Genomic DNA, 18,351 nt, shown 5'->3' with positions numbered 1-18,351 from the left:
TGCATATCGCAGGCAAAACCTGACCCTTCTGTGGAGGGGGCAGGTTTTTTTTTGCCTGAATTTTCAGAATGTGATTTTTTGAGTGGAAAAAGCGATGGAAAAACTGACACAGGACATTATTGCCGGGGTTGGGGGAAAGAACAATGTGGTCAGTGTGATCCATTGCGCTACGCGCCTGAGGTTTAAATTAAAAAATAGTTCGCTGGCCGGGACGGAAATGTTACGTAATCACCCGGGCATTATTATGGCGCTGGAGAGCGGCGGTCAGTATCAGGTGGTGATTGGTAATCACATCAATGATGTTTATAAGCTGTTGGTTAAAAACCTCGGGCCAGCAGAGGATATGCCGGATGGTAAAGAGACCTTGCTGGGGCGCTTTATCGATTTGGTTTCCGGGATCTTTGCGCCGTTTCTGGGGGTCATGGCCGCGGCAGGGATTCTGAAAGGAATGCTTTCGTTACTGGCCGTCTGCGGCTGGATACAGGAAAAAAGTGCGGCCTGGATGCTGCTGTACAGCGCCAGCGATGCGCTCTTTAACTACTTTCCGCTGGTGCTCGGTTACACCGCCGGAAAGAAATTTGGCGGTAATCCTTTTGTTACCCTGACCATTGGCGGCGCGCTGATGTATCCGCTGATAGTGCAGTCTGCGGGGCTGAGCGTGGATTTTTTTGGGATACCGGTCAGGGTATTGAATTATAGCGCGTCGGTAATACCGATCATTTTCGCTTCATGGGTGAGCTGCCGGCTGGAACGTTTTGTTTATCCACGACTGCCGGTGGCAATACGAAATTTTATCACCCCGTTACTTTGTCTGATCATCGTTGTACCTCTGACTTTTAGCCTCATTGGGCCGGTTTCCGTCTACCTGAGTCAATTGTTCGCTCAGGGATATCAGGTTGTTTACAACATGGTTCCGTGGCTGGCTGGCGGGTTAATGTCCGGATTATGGCAGGTGTTCGTTATTTTTGGGCTGCACTGGGGTTTTGTCCCGGTAGCGATTAATAATCTGACGGTTCTCGGACATGACACTTTTGTTCCTCTGGTGCTACCGGCAGTGATGGGCCAGGTCGGAGCCTGCCTGGGAATTAGTCTGCGCCAGCGCGATGCGCAGAAAAAAATGATCGCCAGTTCTGCTGCCATTACCGGGCTGTTTGGTATTACAGAGCCCGCAGTATATGGCGTCACATTGCCATACCGCCGCGCTTTTATTTTTGGCTGCACAGGCGCGGTCGCCGGCGGCATTATTATTGGCATCGGCGGAACGCAGGTTTATTCATTTGGCATGGCCAGTATATTTACCTTTATGCAAATTATTCCACCGCACGGTGTTGATATGACGGTATGGGCTGCGGTGATTGGCTCGGGCGTTGCTCTGTTTTTTGCTTTTATTGGTAGCTGTCTTTTCGGTATACCGCGAAAAAAATAAATATCTCCATTAAGGACTATCACTTCAGGAAAGGAAACGATGAAAAAACTATCTTATCTCATTGCGTGCGCGCTTTTTTTCCCCTCAGTTGCCTGCCGGGCAGATAGCCAGGCGGCAGGTATGACAATTGAACAACGGCTGGCGGCGCTGGAAAAAGATTTGCAGGAGACAAAACAGGCACTGAAGCGCTACCAGGAGAAAGAAAAAAATCACCAGCAGACAGTTATTGCTGCTGCGCCGCAACAAAACAAAATGCCGCCTGTGGCGGTGTTGGTTCAGTCTCAGCCGGGTACGGATCAGGGAGCGGAAAAGACATCCACAGTAACAGCTATCACCATGAAGGACCTCAGTAAATTTGTTAAGGATGAAATTGGTTTTAGCTACAACGGTTATTTCCGATCGGGATGGGCGACGACATCAAATGGCTCGCCGACCTCCTGGGCGATTGGCTCCCTGGGGCGTCTGGGCAATGAATATTCCAGCTGGTTTGATCTTCAGCTATCGCAGCGCGTTTATCATGAAAACGGAAAAACTGTAAAAGCGGTGGTGATGCTGGATGGTAATGTCGGGCAAAATTATGCCACTGGCTGGTTCGGCGATAATAAAGCCAATGACAATTTTCTGCAGTTTTCTGATATGTACGTAACCGCCAATGGCTTTCTGCCCTTTGCTCCGGCTGCTGATTTCTGGGTCGGTAAACACGGGCTACAAAAATACGAAGTACAAATGCTTGACTGGAAAACCCAGCGTACCGATGGCTCTGGCGGGGTGGGAATCGAGAACTGGCTGCTTGGGCCCGGGAAGCTGGATATCGGCCTGACGCGGGATGATGTGGATGTTTATAACACCTCATTGACCAGCTCCCAGAAAGTCAATGCCAACACTATTGATGTACGCTATAAAAAAATTCCACTTTGGGCGCAGGCCGATATGCTGCTCAGTGGTCGCTATACGATGGCGAATAAAAATGGTACCCAGAAAGACAATGAAAATAGTGGTGCTTATTACCAGTGGAAAGATACCTGGATGCTGGGCGCGGCCCTCACTCACCAGTTTGACGGCGGCGGCTTTAATGAATTAAGCCTGCTGGTCGCCAATAATTCGACGGCCAGTAGTTTTTCAAGATATGCGGGGTCCAGCCCATTCGTGACCAATATGGGGCGCTATTATGGCGAACATACTAATGGCACAGCGCTGCGCCTGGTTTCTCAGGGAGAAAATTATCTCGCCGATGATGTGATTGTCGCCCATGCGCTGGTCTGGTCGGCGGGGAATGATATTTATAGCTATGAGACCGGGTCACACAGCGATTTTGAAAGTATCAGAGCGGTCGTCAGGCCTGCTTATATCTGGAGTAAATATAATCAGAGCGGCGTTGAGTTGGGGTATTTCACCCAGACTAATAAAAATAAATTTGACGACAAATTTACCGAGTCAGGATATAAGGCGACGCTTTATCATGCGTTGAAAGTTAACACCAGTATGCTCACCTCCCGGCCGGAAATTCGCTTCTACGGTACTTATATGCATGTTCTTGATAATGAGCTCGATCAGTTCAGATACGCTGATGATAAAAATAATCAGCTTGCCTTTGGTATACAGGCTGAAGTCTGGTGGTAATTAATCATTGAGGGTTATAGAAATGACTTTTAAAAAAAATGGTGTAATGCTTTTGCTGGCCGGTGTCCTGGCATTCGCCCCGGTGGGTTCATGGGCTGAAACGTCCCCATTGCCAAAAGTGCCGGACTTTAGTATTCCGGTAAAAAATTATATTACGGCTGTGAATGCCGATAACAGTGTGACATTCCGCCTCTGGGCGCCTGACGCTCGCCGGGTTGCGGTCGTCACTGGCGCTACCCCGGAGAGTCTGGCCTCTCACGTCATGACGCGCGATGCCGGCGGCATCTGGTCGTGGCGTAGTCCGGTACTATCCGCCGGTTTGTATGAGTATTTTTTTAATATTGACGGTTTTCGTTCGGCGGATCCAGGCAGCAGTTATCCAAAACCTCAGCGACAGGTGAATACCAGCCTGGTGCTGGTACCGGGCAGCATTCTGGATACCCGGGCAGTACCGCACGGCGACCTGCGAACCCTGACTTATCATTCCGCCGCCCTCAGCGCTGAGCGCCAGCTTTATGTCTGGACGCCGCCGGGATATGACGGTACCGGCGATGCGCTGCCGGTACTCTACTTCTATCACGGGTTTGGCGATACTGGTCTGTCGGCGGTAACCCAGGGGCGCATTCCGCAGATCATGGATAACCTGCTGGCGGAAGGGAAGATTAAGCCCATGCTGGTGGTAATACCGGATACGGAAACCGATATCCCCCACGCGGTACCGGAAAACTTCCCGCCCGCTGAGCGGCGCAAAGATTTTTACCCTGCCAATGCGCAGGCGGCTGACCGCGAATTGATGAACGATATTATTCCACTGATCGGGCAGCGTTTTAACGTCCGTCCGGATGCGGACGGCAGGGCGCTGGCCGGGTTGTCTCAGGGGGGATATCAGGCGCTGGTCTCTGGTATGACCCATCTGGAAAGTTTTGGCTGGCTGGCGTCATTCAGCGGGGTGACCACGGCCACGGTCCCCAACCGTAATGTGGAAAAACGCCTGAATCAGCCGCAGAGCATTAATCAGCAATTGCGCTACTTTGCCCTGGTGGTTGGCGAGAAGGACGGCGTTACCGGCGGTGATATTGCGGCGCTGAAACGCGAGCTTGAACAGAACGGCGTGAAATTTGACTATCGCGCTTATCCGGAATTGGGTCATGAAATGGATGTCTGGCGCCCGGCGTATGCGGAGTTTGTCCAGAAATTGTTTAAATAAAACATAAGCCCGCCACGCCTGGCGGGCTGTCGCGTTTTTTCAGCGCGTCAGATTCCAGCCCCGGGCTTTCCACAATTCGGGAAGCTGTGCGAGGTCGGTAAACGTGGTCACCAGCGGGTGATCGATAGGTTTATTGTGGGGATCGGCGCAGAAGTAAAACACTTCCATACCCGCAGCGATCCCCGAGTGAGCGCCAGCTGACGAATCATCCACCAGGATGCAACGCTGTGCCTCCACGCCCATCGCGCTGGCGGCGTGGTACATCAGCGCAGGATCGGGTTTCCAGCGCTGAATGTCATAACCGCTGTACAACCGCTGATCAAAGTAGTGCAACATGCCGGTTTTCCCCAGCGAATGCTGCATTTTGCTGACCGGGCCATTAGAGACCACGCACATCGGGGCGGTGATGGTTTCCAGCAGGCGGGCGGCGCCGGTAATTTCTACCAGCTCGCTGTCGAACAGGCGCGCTACCTCAGCCCGGTAGAGCGGTTCCAGCTCATCGCGTTGCAGATTGACGCCATGTTCGGCGTTGACGGTATCAATAATTTCGTAGAGCTTGACCCCTTTAAAGCGCCGGAATACCTCTTCGAGATCCAGCATAATGCCCGACTGCGCGAACATATGGACATAAGCTTTAGAACAAATGACTTCACTGTCGACCAGCGTGCCATCGCAATCAAAAAAAACCGCTTCGGGTTGGGACATGCCATTTCCTGTTTCTACAAGTTGAACGTTTACTCTATGCTGTTCGATCCACGCAATCGATGCCGTATAAGCAAATTCAATGAAAAAAAGTCAGCTTCAGCCGTCAATATCGCGGCATTTTGGTATAGGATAGCGGCGAATTTTCCCCTTTTCTCCGGAACCAGATGATGAGCCAACACAACACCGCCCAGCCGTCAGGCCAGGGGCTGCTCGAACGCGTGTTTAAACTACGCGCCCACGGTACCACGGCACGTACTGAGGTTATTGCCGGTTTTACTACTTTTTTGACGATGGTCTATATCGTCTTCGTTAATCCCCAGATTCTTGGCGCGGCCGGGATGGATACTCAGGCGGTATTTGTCACCACCTGTCTGATTGCGGCGCTGGGCAGCATCCTGATGGGGATCTTCGCTAACCTGCCGGTGGCGCTGGCGCCGGCAATGGGGTTAAACGCTTTTTTCGCCTTTGTCGTCGTCGGAGCGATGGGCCTGTCCTGGCAAGTGGGGATGGGCGCTATTTTCTGGGGCGCGGTGGGGCTGCTGCTGCTGACGGTTCTGCGGGTGCGTTACTGGATGATCGCCAATATCCCTCTCAGCCTGCGGGTGGGGATCACCAGCGGTATCGGGCTGTTTATCGGCATGATGGGACTGAAAAACGCTGGCGTTATCGTCGCGAATCAGGAAACCCTGGTGACTATTGGCAATTTGACCTCCCACAGCGTGCTGTTAGGGATTCTCGGGTTCTTTATCATTGCTATTCTGGCCTCGCGTAATATTCACGCCGCGGTGCTGGTTTCCATAGTGGTGACCACGCTGCTGGGCTGGATGTTGGGGGATGTGCACTATACCGGGGTGGTCTCCGCGCCGCCGAGCGTCATGTCGGTTGTCGGTCAGGTTGACCTGATGGGCTCACTGAATATTGGTCTGGCGGGGGTGATTTTCTCTTTCATGCTGGTTAACCTGTTTGACTCTTCCGGTACGCTGATCGGCGTCACCGATAAAGCCGGACTGACCGATGAAAAAGGCAAGTTTCCGCGGATGAAGCAGGCGCTGTATGTTGATAGCGTCTCTTCAGTGGCCGGTTCTTTTATCGGCACCTCATCGGTTACCGCATATATTGAGTCTTCTGCCGGCGTTTCGGTTGGGGGGCGCACCGGTCTGACCGCGGTGATTGTCGGCATTCTGTTCCTGCTGGTGATTTTCCTTTCGCCGCTGGCCGGCATGGTTCCCGGTTACGCGGCGGCTGGCGCGCTGATTTATGTCGGCGTGTTGATGACTTCCAGCCTGGCGCGGGTTGACTGGCACGATCTTACCGAAGCGGTACCGGCGTTTATCACCGCGGTAATGATGCCATTCAGTTTCTCGATCACCGAAGGCATTGCGCTGGGCTTTATCTCTTACTGCGTGATGAAACTGGGGACCGGGCGTCTCCGGGAACTGAGCCCGTGTGTGGTCGTGGTGGCGCTGCTGTTTATTCTGAAGATTGTATTTATCGACGCTCACTAAGGCGCGACTGGCAGGAAAAATGCCGGCCTGATGGCTGGCATTTTTTAGGGTTGCGATCAGGCTTTAACGCGCAGGATAAATTCGCTGAATGCGGTGAGCTGGCCCTGCAGATGGTCCAGTGTGCCCTGATCGATCACTTCGCCGGACTGGGCGTCCACTTTGTTCTGGATGGCGCCGCCCATAAACTCCGGTTTATTCATCACCATGGCGTCAAGGAAGACCAGGATCTGGCGCAGGTGATACTGGCAACGGGCGCCGCCGATCACCCCCATGGAGCTGGTCTGAATCAGTACCGGTTTCCCGGCCAGCGGCTGTTCCGGCAGACGCGACAGCCAGTCGATGGCATTTTTCAGGCCGCCTGGCACTGAATAGTTATATTCTGGCGTCACGATCACAACGCCATCCGCCGCGGCTATCTGTTCCGCCAGCGCGGTAACGGTTGCCGGGAAGCCTGCTTCCTGTTGAAGGTCGGCGTCATACAGCGGAATATCCGCAATAGAAGGAAGCGCGTCGATTTGCATGTTTACCGGTGCCAGCTTTGGCAGCGTACGAGCGACCATCGCGTTATATGAGCCTTTACGCAGACTCCCCAGTAAAGTAACCACTTTCAGTGTATCGGACATCGTCGCTCCTTGGTTGCGGTTATATGAGTATTAAATCATCAGCGCCTTTTCAGACGGCATGCTGGTAAAACGCATGATACGCCCATCGGGACTGTGACAGCGAGTCTGAATATCCGGGAGTTTTCGCCAGCCCTGGCGGTTGTCGAACTCCCACAGCGTCACGGGGACAACGGAGGGCGTGCCTGCCAGCGCCCAGACCAGAACATCTTCAGCATCGCACAGCGCCTCAACCTCTGGTATGTCCGCCACCCGCAGGCGCCCGGCGCCGGGAAGCAGTTGGATATCGTCAATGTGCAGATTGTTCTGGTTGGTTAATTTCATCACGCTTCTGCGCAACGTCGCCAGTTGTAGGCTCGCTTCCTGCGGGTCTTTTTGGTTGTGAATCCAGATGGTTTCGTTGCGGGTAAACTGCTGTGGGGAAAGAGGTTCGCGGCTGGTTCGGGTACCGGTAGAGGGGCGCTGGATGGCCATATCCAGGCCACATCGCCCGTCCGGGGTTAGCGCCACGCCGACAATATTGCCGGCGCAGGAGAGAGAGAAGTCCGCCAGCATGGGATCGGCAAAACACAAACGCCCGCTTTTAGATTCAATAATTTTGGGCAATCGCCCGATACCGTAAAGCATAAATAGCAGTTCAGCCAGCAACGAGCGTGCGGCAATGAATCGTGCGCTCAGGTGTTCGGGAAGACCGCGGGCAATGGCATGGCATTCGCTGGATAGTCGCGTCGATGTCAGGTGTTTGGGACTGATGATCCCTCGCGCAAAATGCGTCGCCATTTTTCTCTCCTTGATAATGGTCGTGTGTGAGGTCACGTGCTGTAGCGCAATGGCTGGAGGCGTTCTCCGATGCTACAGAAACTATAGGTCGTACTCTGCGTCCTGGCCAATTTTCCCGCGTTTGTTATGGGGAAATTCTTTATCAGGGGAAAAAAAGCGACAGGCTTTACAATTTAGTATCGTTATCAATTTATCGGACAATATATTACCTGTCGATGCCTTCACAGGAAACTGCTGAACCTACGGAAAAAGGGCGGGTTATATCAACAAAATGGCGATTATCCGCTGCATCTGCTGATGCGCTGGACAATGAGTCCGGCCCACCAGGTCTGGTGGGCCGGGGAGGAGCATCACTCTCCGACGCGATAAGTCGCGCTGTCAGGATCGGTTTTCACTTCCCAACTGCCGCCGGTACGGAATGAACTGGCGGAGGCGTAAGTGTCTTCCATAAACTGGAAATAAACGATCTTACCGTCGCGGACTTTGGCAAGGATAGAAAAGGGTGAGTTGAACTGCTTACCCACTGCCGTTGAGCGATAGGTAAAGTCGCCAAATACCGCTACGTTGTCGCCGCTGGCGAACATCTCACTTACCCTGAAATCGACGATTTTCCAGTATTTCGCCACCCGGGTGAAGGTGCTGACAAACGCTTCAGGACCTTTTGAGGTGCCCGTCCATGGCTCGATTTTCTTCAATTCCGGGTTATCAAAGTTTAACGAAACGTAGGTCGCGTCTGGCGCTACCAGTTGCCCGGCGGCGGCGGCCACTTTGTCCGGCGAAGTATGGTTCAGGAAGGCCTTGACGACATCCAGCGGCTGACGGGTTTTCTGGGCGGTAGCCATCATCTGCTCTGGCGTTTCAGCCATCGCGCTGGATTGCCACCCCGCGACAGCCATCAGACCCAGCAATCCAATACCGATTGCGCGGAAATTGATCGGGTTTGTGTTCATAAATATCTCCTCACTGGCTCGTTACGCCAGGTTGTAAAATGATATGTTTGTACTCCAGAAAATCATCCATTTGCGCCAGTCCACGCAGACGCCCCAGTCCGCTTTGCTTGTAACCACCCTCTTCAAATTCATCGCGCAGTACCGCCCAGTCGTTGATCCAGACGGTGCCGGCTTCAAGCTTTGTCGCCACGCGCAGCGGGAGATTGATGTCCGACGACCAGACGCTGGCTGCCAGTCCGTATTCGCTGGCGTTGGCCAGCATGATGGCCTCTTCTTCGCTGTCAAAAACCTGTAGGGTGAGCACCGGGCCGAAAACCTCCTGTTGCACGATGGGTAACCCGCTGTCTGTCACCTCCAGCAGCGTCGGGCGATAGAATGCTCCGCTGGCCAGCGGCCCCTCCGTCACTGCGCCGCCGCGTAACAGCGCTACTGCGCCGTTGCGCAGCGCGTCTTCAACCATAGCGTCTACCCGCGCCACATTGGCTTTATCAATCAATGGCCCCATTTCACTGGCGGGATCGCTGGCCGGGCCGATATTCAGTTGCGATAAGCGGGCAATTAATTGCCGGCGCACGGATTCTGCCACTCCACGCTGTACCAGCAGCCGGCTGCCGGTCATACAGAACTGACCGGCGAAGGTGGTGAGCGCCATTTGTGTTGTGCGCAGCGCCGCCTCCAGGTCGGCGTCATCAAAAATAATCAGCGGCGTTTTTCCGCCCAGCTCAAGGCCAAATCGCTTCAGTTTTGCTGCTCCTGCCGCGGCGATCGCCCGTCCGGTGCGGGTGCTGCCGGTAAAGCTGATTACCGGCACATCCGGTGATTCCACCAGATAGCTGAGTACTTCTTTTTCGCCGGTAACGATGTTTACCACGCCGGTGGGCAGCAGCAGTGATTCGCTGATAATCTGTGCGAGTAGCGCGTTGAGTTGCGCGGTCTGTCCGGGCATTTTGATAACCGTGGTACATCCAGCCGCTAGGGCGGGAGCAAGCGAGCGGCTCAGTAACGCCACCGGCGAGTTCCACGGTATGCTGATACCGGCAACCCCTGCCGCCTCGCGGATGACCAGTGAGAACCGGCCTTCTCCCCACTGCGCGGCGCGTCCGCCATCCTGAAAAATCAACCCGGCGCAATAACGTAATGCCGGTACCGACAGGGAGACCTCAAACCGGGCTTCCGGCAAAACTTTACCGTTCTCTAGGCTCAATAGTTGCACCAGCGGCTCAGCATGATGTTCAATGCGATCCGCCAGATCGTGCAGTACCCGGGCGCGTAATTCGCGATTATATTTCCAGTCGCTGCTGATAAATGCGCGGCGTGCCGCCTGTACGGCCCGGCTGGCTGTATCCGTATCGCCAATGGCATAATCGCCAATTCTTTCGCCGGTTGCCGGATTGATGCTTTCTCCGTGCTGAAGGCTGTCCAGCCACTGACCATTGACCCAGTGGCGGGCGCTGGAAAATGGGGTTGGTTGATGGCTCATTGTGATTCCCTGGGTGGTGAATGTATTGCCAGGATAACGGCTTTACCTGGCGCGAATAAGCCGCTAAGTTGGGAAATACTGTTCCATTAATGGAATAATCGATGGCGCTTAATCCTAATGACCTGCTGCTGTTTATTCGTGTGGTTGAAGAAGGCAGTTTTACGCGCGCGGCGGAAAAACTGGCGCTACCTAAATCCACGCTATCACGGCGTATTTCCCTGCTGGAGAATGTGCTCGGCGAGCTTCTGCTGCGGCGCTCCACCCGCAAACTGTCGATAACCGATTTCGGCCATACGTTTTATTTGCAGGCAAAACGTATGGCGAATGAGCTGGATATTGCTGCGGCGCTCGGCGATCGGGTGTTAAATCAGCCCTGCGGCTTGCTGCGTATCTCAATGCCCGGCGATTTTACCAGCGACATGCTGGGCGAATTTCTGGCGCGTTTTATGGCTAATTATCCGGCGGTGATGCTGGAGATCGACGTATCGCAACGGCGCGTTGATTTAACCGGGGAAAATTATGATCTGGCGATCCGTATGGGGACGCTACCTGACGACGCCACGCTGGTGGCGCGTCGTATCGCCAGTTTCCATCCGGGGCTGTACGTATCGCCCGACTGGTTGGCGAAATGCGGTGAACCGCAACGGCCCGAGGAGTTGCTGAATCATCAGGTATTGTCGTTACAAATGCGCGCCAACAGTTCGCCGTTATGGACATTAAGCTGCGGCGAGGCGCGCTGGCAGGGCTCTCCGCAGATGCGGGTAAAAGCGAATGCGCCTGGGGTGTTGAGGGAGATGGCGATCGCCGGTGCTGGGATTGCCTGTCTGGCCGGGCACTTTGTCAGGGATCAGGTGATAGCGGGAACGTTAAGGCAGATACTCACGGAATGGACCATGCCTGAGATACCGGTCTGGGCGGTTTTTCCGGGACGGCGTTTAATGCCCGCGCGTACCCGGTTATTTATTGAAAAACTGCAGGTCTATCTACAGGATGTTTAGCCGCGCATTAGCCACTTCAGCTAATGCGGGTTAGTAAACGCTCACCTGTCTGCCAGGGAGAGGCTATTTACCAATACAGAAGCTGGAGAAAATACGTCCCAGCAGGTCATCGGAGGTAAATTCGCCGGTTATTTCGCTGAGATTGTGCTGGGCCAGACGCAACTCTTCGGCCAGCAGTTCGCCAGCCCAGGCGCCCAGCAACTGGTCTTTCCCCTGTTCGAGATGGAGAGCCGCCTGCTCCAGCGCCTGCAGGTGACGGCGGCGCGCCAGAAATCCGCCCTCCATGCTGGTATCGAACCCCATGGTCTGTTTCAGATGATGACGTAACGTATCCACGCCGGCGCCGGTGCGGGCGGAGAGGCGAATAAGTGAGTGACCATTCACCTCGCTGATACCCGGCTCCTCGCCGGTGACATCGGCCTTATTGCGCACCACCGTAATCGGTAGTCGCGCTGGCAGGCGGGCAAGAAAATCAGGCCATATCTGCGCTGCATCGATGGCGTCAGTGGTGGTGCTGTCCACCATAAACAGCACCCGATCGGCCTGTTCAATTTCCTGCCAGGCGCGCTCAATGCCGATACGCTCCACCTCATCGCTGGCTTCGCGCAGGCCGGCGGTATCAATAATATGTAGCGGCATCCCGTCGATATGAATATGTTCGCGCAATACATCGCGGGTTGTGCCGGCGATGTCGGTCACGATGGCAGCTTCACGCCCGGCCAGCGCGTTCAGCAGGCTGGATTTGCCGGCGTTGGGCCGCCCGGCGATCACCACCTTCATCCCTTCGCGTAACAGGCTGCCCTGGCGCGCTTCGGCGCGTACCGCGTCGAGATCGGCGATCACCGCATTGAGCTGGGCTTCGATTTTACCGTCAGAGAGAAAGTCGATCTCTTCATCCGGAAAGTCGATAGCCGCTTCCACATAGATACGCAGGTGAGTGAGTGCTTCCACCAGCTGGTTTACGCGGCTGGAAAAAGCCCCCTGCAGAGAATTTAGCGCCGAACGGGCCGCCTGTTCAGAGCTGGCGTCGATCAGGTCGGCGATAGCTTCCGCCTGTGCCAGGTCGAGCTTATCGTTGAGGAAGGCGCGCTCCGAAAACTCTCCAGGGCGGGCGATGCGCAGACCCGGGAGAGTCAAAATACGTTTGAGCAGCAGATCGAGGATCACCGGCCCGCCGTGCCCCTGCAATTCCAGCACGTCTTCGCCAGTGAACGAGTTAGGTCCGGGGAACCATAGCGCAATGCCCTGATCCAGCGCGGTACCGTCGGTATCGTTAAACGGCAGGTAGTCGGCATAGCGCGGCTTCGGCAATTTCCCCAGAACAGCCAGCGCCACGTCCCGCGCTTTCTGACCGGAGATACGCAGAATACCTACTCCGCCACGCCCTGGCGGGGTGGCCTGGGCGACGATGGTGTCGTTATGGCTCATGGTTTATCTCTTTGAAAATGTAAAAAAGGCGGTCTAATGACCGCCTTCTCTGGCATTAAGCTTACTGCGGCTTGAAGAATGAAAAGCTATCAGGAACTTTTCTTCTCGCGGCTATGCAGACCGCGTTTCTCCAGACCACGGTAAATCAGCTGCTGCTGGATGATAGTCACCAGGTTGCTGACGATATAGTACAGTACCAGACCGGACGGGAACCACAGGAAGAAGACCGTAAAGATAACCGGCATATAGGTCATGATCTTCTGCTGCATCGGATCGGTGACGGTGGTCGGCGACATCTTCTGGATGAAGTACATCGTTACGCCCATCAGGATCGGCAGGATATAGTACGGGTCCTGGGCCGAAAGGTCGTGGATCCACAGGGCGAACGGCGCATGGCGCAGCTCAACGGAACCCATCAACATGTAGTATAGCGCCAGGAAGATAGGCATCTGGATCAGCAGCGGGAAGCAGCCGCCCAGCGGATTAACTTTCTCCGCTTTGTACAGGGCCATCATTTCCTGACTGATGCGCTGCTTATCATCACCCAGACGTTCGCGCATGGCCTGAATCTTCGGCTGCAGCATACGCATCTTGGCCATCGAGGTGTACTGCGCTTTCGTCAGCGGGTACATAATACCACGCACGATAAAGGTGATGACGATGATGGAGAAGCCCCAGTTGCCGAGGAAGCTGTGGATAAATTTCAGCAGTTTGAACAGCGGCTGAGAAATAAACCACAGCCAGCCATAGTCAACAGTCAAATCAAGATGCGGCGCCACGGCGGCCATTTTGTCCTGAATTTCCGGACCTACCCACAGCGTGCTATTCAACTGGCCGGACTGGCCCGGCTGAATCAGCGTCGGCGCTGATTTATAGCCGATAGCGACCACGCCATTGCCCAGACTGTTGGTATAGAAATTGTTGCTGGTGTCGCTGCCAGGGATCCAGGCAGTGGCAAAATATTGTTGCAGCATTGCCACCCAACCGCCTTTAGAGTTGACGTTCAGGTTGTCGTTATCGGCAATGTCTTCAAACTTATGTTTTTCGTACTTGGCGTCCGGGGTGGAATATGCCGCGCCGCGGAAGGTATGCAGCGCGAAGTTGCTGCTGCCGGTATCGCGGTGGGACGGCAGATTAACGGTTTGCTTAAGCTGACCGAACGGCGCAATCTCCAGCGGTTTTTCACCGGCGTTCTTCACGCTGTAATCAACCTTAACCGCATACTCTCCGCGTTTCAGCACGAAGGTTTTGGTAAAGCTATTACCGGCGGAATCGGTCCAGGTCATCGGAATCGCCAGCTCGTTCTGGCCCTCTTCCAGCACGAACGCATCTTTATCGACGTTATACAGCGGACGCGGGCCGTTAGCCGGGTTGTCCGGGCCGTCGCGACCGGTCAGACCGCTTTGAGCCTGATAGATGAATCCGGGAAGCGTCTCCAGTAACTGGAAAGGTTCGGAAGAACCGAGATCTTTCGGGTAAGCCAGCAACTGCGCCTGCTCAATATCGCCACCGCGGGTATTGATGGAGAGCTCAAGGACGTCAGTTTTTACCGTAATCAGTTTCCCCTGGCCACTGGCCGGTACGCCCTGGTCTGCGGCGCTAGCCTGGCTGGTCGTAGTCTGCGTGGTCTGCTGAGTCTGAGGTTGCGGATTTTTATCCTGCTCCCAGGCCTGCCAGATCATGAAAGACACGAACAGCAGAGCGATGATAAGGAGATTGCGTTGCGAATCCATCGTTAGTGTTCTCTGGTATCAATGGGTCCGGGCGGGACGGGGTCGTCTCCACCAGGGTTCAAAGGGTGGCATTTTAATACGCGTTTCACTGTCAACCAACTGCCTTTTATCACTCCAAACCTGCGCAATGCCTCAATTCCATAGTGTGAGCAGGTGGGGTTGAAACGGCAGTGCGGCCCAAGAAGCGGACTTATCAGGCGTTGATAGACCCGAATAAGGGCTATCAGGACTCGCGAGACAGGCGACAGTGGCGGCGCCATAATTTTTCCAACGCCTGCGACAGCGCCTGGTTATCGAGTTCCGCAACCCCTTTTTTCACTACCACCACAAAATCCATAGGCGGGAGTTCGTGCTGGCGCAAACGAAAGCTTTCACGCGTCAGACGTTTAATCCGATTGCGTTCATGGGCGCGTTTGACGTTTTTTTTAGCGACGGTAAGACCGATACGGGGATGCCCCAGCGAATTCTGGCGGCCGAGGATGGTGATTTGCGGCGTGCCGGCGCGAACTGGCTGCTGGAAAACGAAAGTGAAATGAGCGGGAGTTAACAAACGTAACTCCCTGGGAAATGCGAGCTTAACCACTCAGGGGTTAGCTTTTATTACTTGGAAACGGTCAGACGAGCGCGGCCTTTAGCACGACGACGTGCCAGAACCTGACGACCATTTTTAGTAGCCATACGAGCACGGAAACCGTGAGAACGGTTGCGCTTCAGTACAGACGGTTGAAAAGTGCGTTTCATGGCGATTTCTACCTAAACTTGAAAAAATTTCACTGGGTTTGCGTAGGCCCGGACGGTTTAAGCGAACGACTCACGCCTCAGTGGGGCTGATTAAAGAGGCCGGATTGTAATAATTGTACACTCCGGAGTCAATTCACTTTCCTTATTTCTCGCGCCGCAGACCGCCTTTTATGCTGAAAAAAGCGCCGGTCATCGCGGGGCAAAAGCCGGGCGCAACGCGCCGGGTGGGGAATTATACGACCTCCCGGCTAAAGCGCAAGGATCATCCGGGATCTTATGACGATCGTTTGCAGGTCGTTTTGCGACAGCCATTAGATTTTCCAATATTGATCGTAAATCCTGCTGCATCCCCGCGCCGATCGTTTACACTTAGGCGGTTCGGATCCTCCCCCTGTGGATAACCAGACAAGAATCTGTGAGAAACAGAAGATCTCGCGTTCAGTTTAGGCTATGATCCGCGGTCCCGATGGCGATCCAGGGATCTTTAAATTGCTTCGGGCAAACCGTAATAGCGGTTCGCACGCTCCCCCTTTGGGCTTGTCGGCGTGTGTCAACAATCATGAATGTTTCAGTCTTTGTCTTTGATCGACTTTGTTCGAGTGGAGTCCGCCGTGTCACTTTCGCTTTGGCAGCAGTGTCTTGCCCGATTGCAGGATGAGTTACCAGCCACAGAATTCAGTATGTGGATACGCCCCCTACAGGCGGAACTGAGCGATAACACGCTGGCTTTGTATGCGCCAAACCGTTTTGTGCTCGATTGGGTTAGAGATAAATATTTAAATAATATCAACGGGTTATTAAACGATTTTTGTGGCGTCGATGCGCCGCTGTTGCGCTTTGAAGTCGGCTCCCGGCCGGTTCAGGCGATGGCGGCGCCGCAAACTGCCAGCGTTATCCCGTCCTCTCAGACGGTGCGTGCGGTCGCCCCGGCGCGCCCCAGTTGGGACAATGTCCCGGCGCCCGCAGAACCGACTTATCGTTCTAATGTCAATGTTAAGCACACCTTCGATAATTTCGTGGAAGGTAAATCTAACCAGTTGGCGCGCGCGGCGGCGCGTCAGGTCGCGGATAACCCCGGCGGCGCCTATAACCCGCTGTTCCTGTACGGCGGCACCGGGCTGGGTAAAACTCACCTGTTACATGCGGTCGGCAATGGCATCATGGCGCGCAAGCCGAATGCCAAAGTGGTTTATATGCATTCTGAACGTTTTGTTCAGGATATGGTGAAAGCGCTGCAAAACAACGCGATTGAAGAGTTCAAGCGCTACTATCGATCGGTCGATGCGTTGTTGATCGACGATATCCAATTCTTTGCCAATAAAGAACGATCCCAGGAAGAGTTTTTCCATACTTTCAATGCGTTGCTGGAAGGCAATCAACAGATCATCCTGACGTCGGATCGGTATCCGAAAGAGATCAATGGCGTTGAGGATCGTCTGAAATCCCGCTTTGGCTGGGGGCTGACGGTGGCTATCGAACCGCCGGAGCTGGAAACCCGAGTGGCGATCCTGATGAAAAAGGCCGATGAAAACGACATTCGCCTGCCCGGCGAGGTGGCGTTTTTTATCGCCAAACGGCTACGTTCCAATGTCCGTGAACTGGAAGGGGCGCTGAATCGGGTGATCGCCAATGCCAATTTTACCGGCCGGGCGATTACTATCGACTTTGTGCGTGAAGCGCTGCGCGATTTACTGGCGCTGCAGGAAAAGCTGGTCACCATCGACAATATTCAGAAAACGGTGGCCGAGTACTATAAAATCAAGGTGGCCGATCTGCTGTCCAAGCGTCGGTCCCGGTCGGTTGCCCGCCCGCGCCAGATGGCGATGGCGCTGGCAAAGGAGTTGACGAACCATAGTCTGCCGGAGATTGGCGACGCGTTCGGCGGCCGCGACCATACCACGGTGCTGCACGCCTGCCGCAAGATTGAGCAGTTGCGTGAAGAAAGCCACGATATCAAAGAAGATTTTTCCAATTTAATCAGAACATTATCGTCGTGATGCTATGAAATTTACCGTTGAACGTGAACATCTGTTAAAACCACTCCAGCAGGTCAGCGGTCCGCTGGGTGGCCGCCCGACGCTGCCTATTCTTGGCAACCTGCTGCTGCAGGTGGCGGACGGGGTACTGTCTTTGACCGGCACCGACCTTGAAATGGAAATGGTCGCCCGCGTTGCGCTGCTTCAGCCTCACGAACCTGGCGCCACCACCGTCCCGGCCCGCAAATTCTTTGATATCTGCCGCGGTCTGCCGGAAGGCGCCGAGATAGCGGTGCAGCTTGAAGGCGAACGTATGCTGGTGCGCTCCGGCCGCAGTCGTTTCTCGCTCTCCACGCTGCCGGCGGCGGATTTCCCGAATCTTGACGACTGGCAGAGCGAGGTGGAATTTACCCTGCCGCAGGCCACCATGAAACGCCTGATTGAGGCGACGCAGTTTTCCATGGCCCACCAGGACGTACGCTACTACTTAAACGGCATGCTGTTTGAAACCGAAGGAGAAGAGCTGCGTACCGTGGCGACCGACGGGCACCGCCTGGCGGTATGCTCAATGCCGGTGGGGCAATCTCTGCCGAACCATTCGGTGATCGTGCCTCGTAAAGGGGTTATCGAACTGATGCGTATGCTGGACGGCGGCGACACTCCGCTGCGGGTGCAGATTGGTAGCAATAATATCCGCGCCCACGTCGGCGACTTCATTTTTACCTCCAAACTGGTGGATGGCCGTTTCCCGGACTATCGCCGGGTACTGCCGAAAAGCCCGGATAAAAATATTGAGGCCGGTTGCGATCTGCTGAAGCAGGCATTCGCCCGGGCGGCGATTCTCTCCAATGAGAAATTCCGCGGAGTGCGCCTGTTTGTGGCGGAAAATCAAATTAAGATCACTGCCAATAACCCGGAGCAGGAAGAGGCGGAAGAGATCCTCGACGTCAGTTATGACGGCACGGAGATGGAGATTGGCTTTAACGTCAGCTATATCCTCGATGTACTGAACGCGCTGAAGTGCGAGAATGTTCGCATTCTGCTGACGGATTCCGTGTCCAGCGTGCAACTGGAAGATTGTGCGAGTCAGAGTGCGGCGTATGTGGTTATGCCCATGAGATTGTAATCCTGAAAAGGGCGGGTTGATTTGCTATTTTGCTTCCGGGCTGCGCTCGAAATGCT

Annotated in this window: 17 protein-coding genes; 7 read left to right on the top strand and 10 right to left on the bottom strand. The window is 54.6% G+C overall.

Going from position 1 to position 18,351, the window contains the following annotated elements; all coding sequences use genetic code 11:
* Positions 1-94 precede the first annotated feature (94 nt).
* From AQ981_RS05385 to AQ981_RS05375, 3 genes are read left to right on the top strand one after another with little or no spacing between them, the layout of a single operon-like run.
* Positions 95-1,426: a PTS transporter subunit EIIC gene (locus tag AQ981_RS05385; protein ID WP_058910716.1), complete on the top strand. Its 1,332-nt coding sequence runs from the start codon at positions 95-97 to the stop codon at positions 1,424-1,426.
* A 39-nt stretch (positions 1,427-1,465) separates the two neighbouring features.
* Positions 1,466-3,046, top strand: coding sequence for a carbohydrate porin (locus tag AQ981_RS05380; RefSeq protein WP_058910715.1), 1,581 nt, complete (start codon positions 1,466-1,468; stop codon positions 3,044-3,046).
* Between the two features lie 46 nt (positions 3,047-3,092).
* The gene (locus AQ981_RS05375; protein ID WP_058910774.1) at positions 3,093-4,253 is read left to right on the top strand and encodes an esterase; all 1,161 of its coding nucleotides are present in this window, start codon (positions 3,093-3,095) and stop codon (positions 4,251-4,253) included.
* A gap of 39 nt (positions 4,254-4,292) precedes the next feature.
* Here the strand turns inward: AQ981_RS05375 and yieH are convergent, their stop codons facing one another.
* The gene (yieH, locus tag AQ981_RS05370) at positions 4,293-4,958 is read right to left on the bottom strand and encodes a 6-phosphogluconate phosphatase (RefSeq protein ID WP_058910714.1); all 666 of its coding nucleotides are present in this window, start codon (positions 4,956-4,958) and stop codon (positions 4,293-4,295) included.
* 167 nt (positions 4,959-5,125) lie between these two features.
* Here yieH and AQ981_RS05365 point away from each other — a divergent pair, with 167 nt between their 5' ends.
* On the top strand, positions 5,126-6,463 hold the full coding sequence (locus tag AQ981_RS05365; protein ID WP_058910713.1) for an NCS2 family permease: 1,338 nt from the start codon (positions 5,126-5,128) through the stop codon (positions 6,461-6,463).
* 56 nt (positions 6,464-6,519) lie between these two features.
* Here AQ981_RS05365 and AQ981_RS05360 read toward each other — a convergent pair whose 3' ends face one another.
* The 4 genes from AQ981_RS05360 to AQ981_RS05345 all read right to left on the bottom strand — a co-directional run bounded on the left by AQ981_RS05360 (position 6,520) and on the right by AQ981_RS05345 (position 10,293).
* Entirely contained in the window at positions 6,520-7,086 is a 567-nt protein-coding gene (locus tag AQ981_RS05360; RefSeq protein WP_058910712.1) for an NADPH-dependent FMN reductase, read from the bottom strand.
* Positions 7,087-7,116: 30 nt separating this feature from the next.
* Positions 7,117-7,863 (bottom strand): 4'-phosphopantetheinyl transferase family protein, encoded by a 747-nt coding sequence (locus tag AQ981_RS05355; RefSeq protein ID WP_058910711.1) that lies wholly within the window; start codon positions 7,861-7,863, stop codon positions 7,117-7,119.
* Between the two features lie 350 nt (positions 7,864-8,213).
* Positions 8,214-8,813 carry a nuclear transport factor 2 family protein gene (locus tag AQ981_RS05350; protein ID WP_121500617.1) on the bottom strand — a complete coding sequence of 200 codons (600 nt, stop codon included), beginning with the start codon at positions 8,811-8,813 and terminating at the stop codon, positions 8,214-8,216.
* 10 nt (positions 8,814-8,823) lie between these two features.
* Positions 8,824-10,293, bottom strand: a complete 1,470-nt coding sequence (locus AQ981_RS05345; RefSeq protein ID WP_058910710.1) for an aldehyde dehydrogenase family protein — start codon at positions 10,291-10,293, stop codon at positions 8,824-8,826.
* Positions 10,294-10,394: 101 nt separating this feature from the next.
* Between AQ981_RS05345 and AQ981_RS05340 the strand changes: the two genes are divergently transcribed.
* Complete coding sequence (locus tag AQ981_RS05340) at positions 10,395-11,291, top strand: LysR family transcriptional regulator (protein ID WP_058910709.1); 897 nt, start codon at positions 10,395-10,397, stop codon at positions 11,289-11,291.
* Positions 11,292-11,354: 63 nt separating this feature from the next.
* Here AQ981_RS05340 and mnmE read toward each other — a convergent pair whose 3' ends face one another.
* The 5 genes from mnmE to rpmH form a co-directional block, all read right to left on the bottom strand.
* Positions 11,355-12,719, bottom strand: a complete 1,365-nt coding sequence (gene mnmE, locus AQ981_RS05335) for a tRNA uridine-5-carboxymethylaminomethyl(34) synthesis GTPase MnmE (RefSeq protein WP_058910708.1) — start codon at positions 12,717-12,719, stop codon at positions 11,355-11,357.
* A gap of 89 nt (positions 12,720-12,808) precedes the next feature.
* Positions 12,809-14,452 (bottom strand): membrane protein insertase YidC, encoded by a 1,644-nt coding sequence (gene yidC / locus AQ981_RS05330; protein WP_058910707.1) that lies wholly within the window; start codon positions 14,450-14,452, stop codon positions 12,809-12,811.
* 2 nt (positions 14,453-14,454) lie between these two features.
* The gene (gene yidD, locus AQ981_RS25750) at positions 14,455-14,712 is read right to left on the bottom strand and encodes a membrane protein insertion efficiency factor YidD (RefSeq protein WP_071608809.1); all 258 of its coding nucleotides are present in this window, start codon (positions 14,710-14,712) and stop codon (positions 14,455-14,457) included.
* Positions 14,676-15,035, bottom strand: a complete 360-nt coding sequence (rnpA, locus tag AQ981_RS05325) for a ribonuclease P protein component (protein ID WP_071608808.1) — start codon at positions 15,033-15,035, stop codon at positions 14,676-14,678. The genes yidD and rnpA overlap by 37 nt, the downstream gene beginning before the upstream one ends.
* Before the next feature lie 17 nt (positions 15,036-15,052).
* On the bottom strand, positions 15,053-15,193 hold the full coding sequence (gene rpmH / locus AQ981_RS25745; RefSeq protein WP_000831330.1) for a 50S ribosomal protein L34: 141 nt from the start codon (positions 15,191-15,193) through the stop codon (positions 15,053-15,055).
* Positions 15,194-15,804: 611 nt separating this feature from the next.
* Here rpmH and dnaA point away from each other — a divergent pair.
* Together dnaA and dnaN are read left to right on the top strand one after the other, a co-directional pair.
* A complete protein-coding gene (gene dnaA, locus AQ981_RS05320; RefSeq protein WP_058910705.1) occupies positions 15,805-17,190 on the top strand; it encodes a chromosomal replication initiator protein DnaA in 1,386 nt (461 codons plus the stop codon).
* Between the two features lie 4 nt (positions 17,191-17,194).
* Positions 17,195-18,295 (top strand): DNA polymerase III subunit beta, encoded by a 1,101-nt coding sequence (gene dnaN, locus AQ981_RS05315; protein WP_058910704.1) that lies wholly within the window; start codon positions 17,195-17,197, stop codon positions 18,293-18,295.
* Positions 18,296-18,351: the final 56 nt, after the last annotated feature.

The sequence above is a fragment of the Entomohabitans teleogrylli genome (assembly GCF_001484765.1).
Lineage (GTDB): Bacteria > Pseudomonadota > Gammaproteobacteria > Enterobacterales > Enterobacteriaceae > Entomohabitans > Entomohabitans teleogrylli.
The sequence above is the reverse complement of the archived record's forward strand: the minus strand, read 5'-3'. Positions and strand labels throughout refer to the sequence as shown.

Bases quoted from the DNA above. Each gene is read 5' to 3' on its own strand.
- AQ981_RS05385 (WP_058910716.1), top strand. From the start codon at position 95: ATGGAAAAACTGACACAGGACATTATTGCCGGGGTTGGGGGAAAGAAC.
- AQ981_RS05380 (WP_058910715.1), top strand. From the start codon at position 1,466: ATGAAAAAACTATCTTATCTCATTGCGTGCGCGCTTTTTTTCCCCTCA.
- AQ981_RS05375 (WP_058910774.1), top strand. From the start codon at position 3,093: ATGCTTTTGCTGGCCGGTGTCCTGGCATTCGCCCCGGTGGGTTCATGG.
- yieH (WP_058910714.1), bottom strand. From the start codon at position 4,958: ATGTCCCAACCCGAAGCGGTTTTTTTTGATTGCGATGGCACGCTGGTC.
- AQ981_RS05365 (WP_058910713.1), top strand. From the start codon at position 5,126: ATGAGCCAACACAACACCGCCCAGCCGTCAGGCCAGGGGCTGCTCGAA.
- AQ981_RS05360 (WP_058910712.1), bottom strand. From the start codon at position 7,086: ATGTCCGATACACTGAAAGTGGTTACTTTACTGGGGAGTCTGCGTAAA.
- AQ981_RS05355 (WP_058910711.1), bottom strand. From the start codon at position 7,863: ATGGCGACGCATTTTGCGCGAGGGATCATCAGTCCCAAACACCTGACA.
- AQ981_RS05350 (WP_121500617.1), bottom strand. From the start codon at position 8,813: ATGAACACAAACCCGATCAATTTCCGCGCAATCGGTATTGGATTGCTG.
- AQ981_RS05345 (WP_058910710.1), bottom strand. From the start codon at position 10,293: ATGAGCCATCAACCAACCCCATTTTCCAGCGCCCGCCACTGGGTCAAT.
- AQ981_RS05340 (WP_058910709.1), top strand. From the start codon at position 10,395: ATGGCGCTTAATCCTAATGACCTGCTGCTGTTTATTCGTGTGGTTGAA.
- mnmE (WP_058910708.1), bottom strand. From the start codon at position 12,719: ATGAGCCATAACGACACCATCGTCGCCCAGGCCACCCCGCCAGGGCGT.
- yidC (WP_058910707.1), bottom strand. From the start codon at position 14,452: ATGGATTCGCAACGCAATCTCCTTATCATCGCTCTGCTGTTCGTGTCT.
- yidD (WP_071608809.1), bottom strand. From the start codon at position 14,712: ATGGCGCCGCCACTGTCGCCTGTCTCGCGAGTCCTGATAGCCCTTATT.
- rpmH (WP_000831330.1), bottom strand. From the start codon at position 15,193: ATGAAACGCACTTTTCAACCGTCTGTACTGAAGCGCAACCGTTCTCAC.
- dnaN (WP_058910704.1), top strand. From the start codon at position 17,195: ATGAAATTTACCGTTGAACGTGAACATCTGTTAAAACCACTCCAGCAG.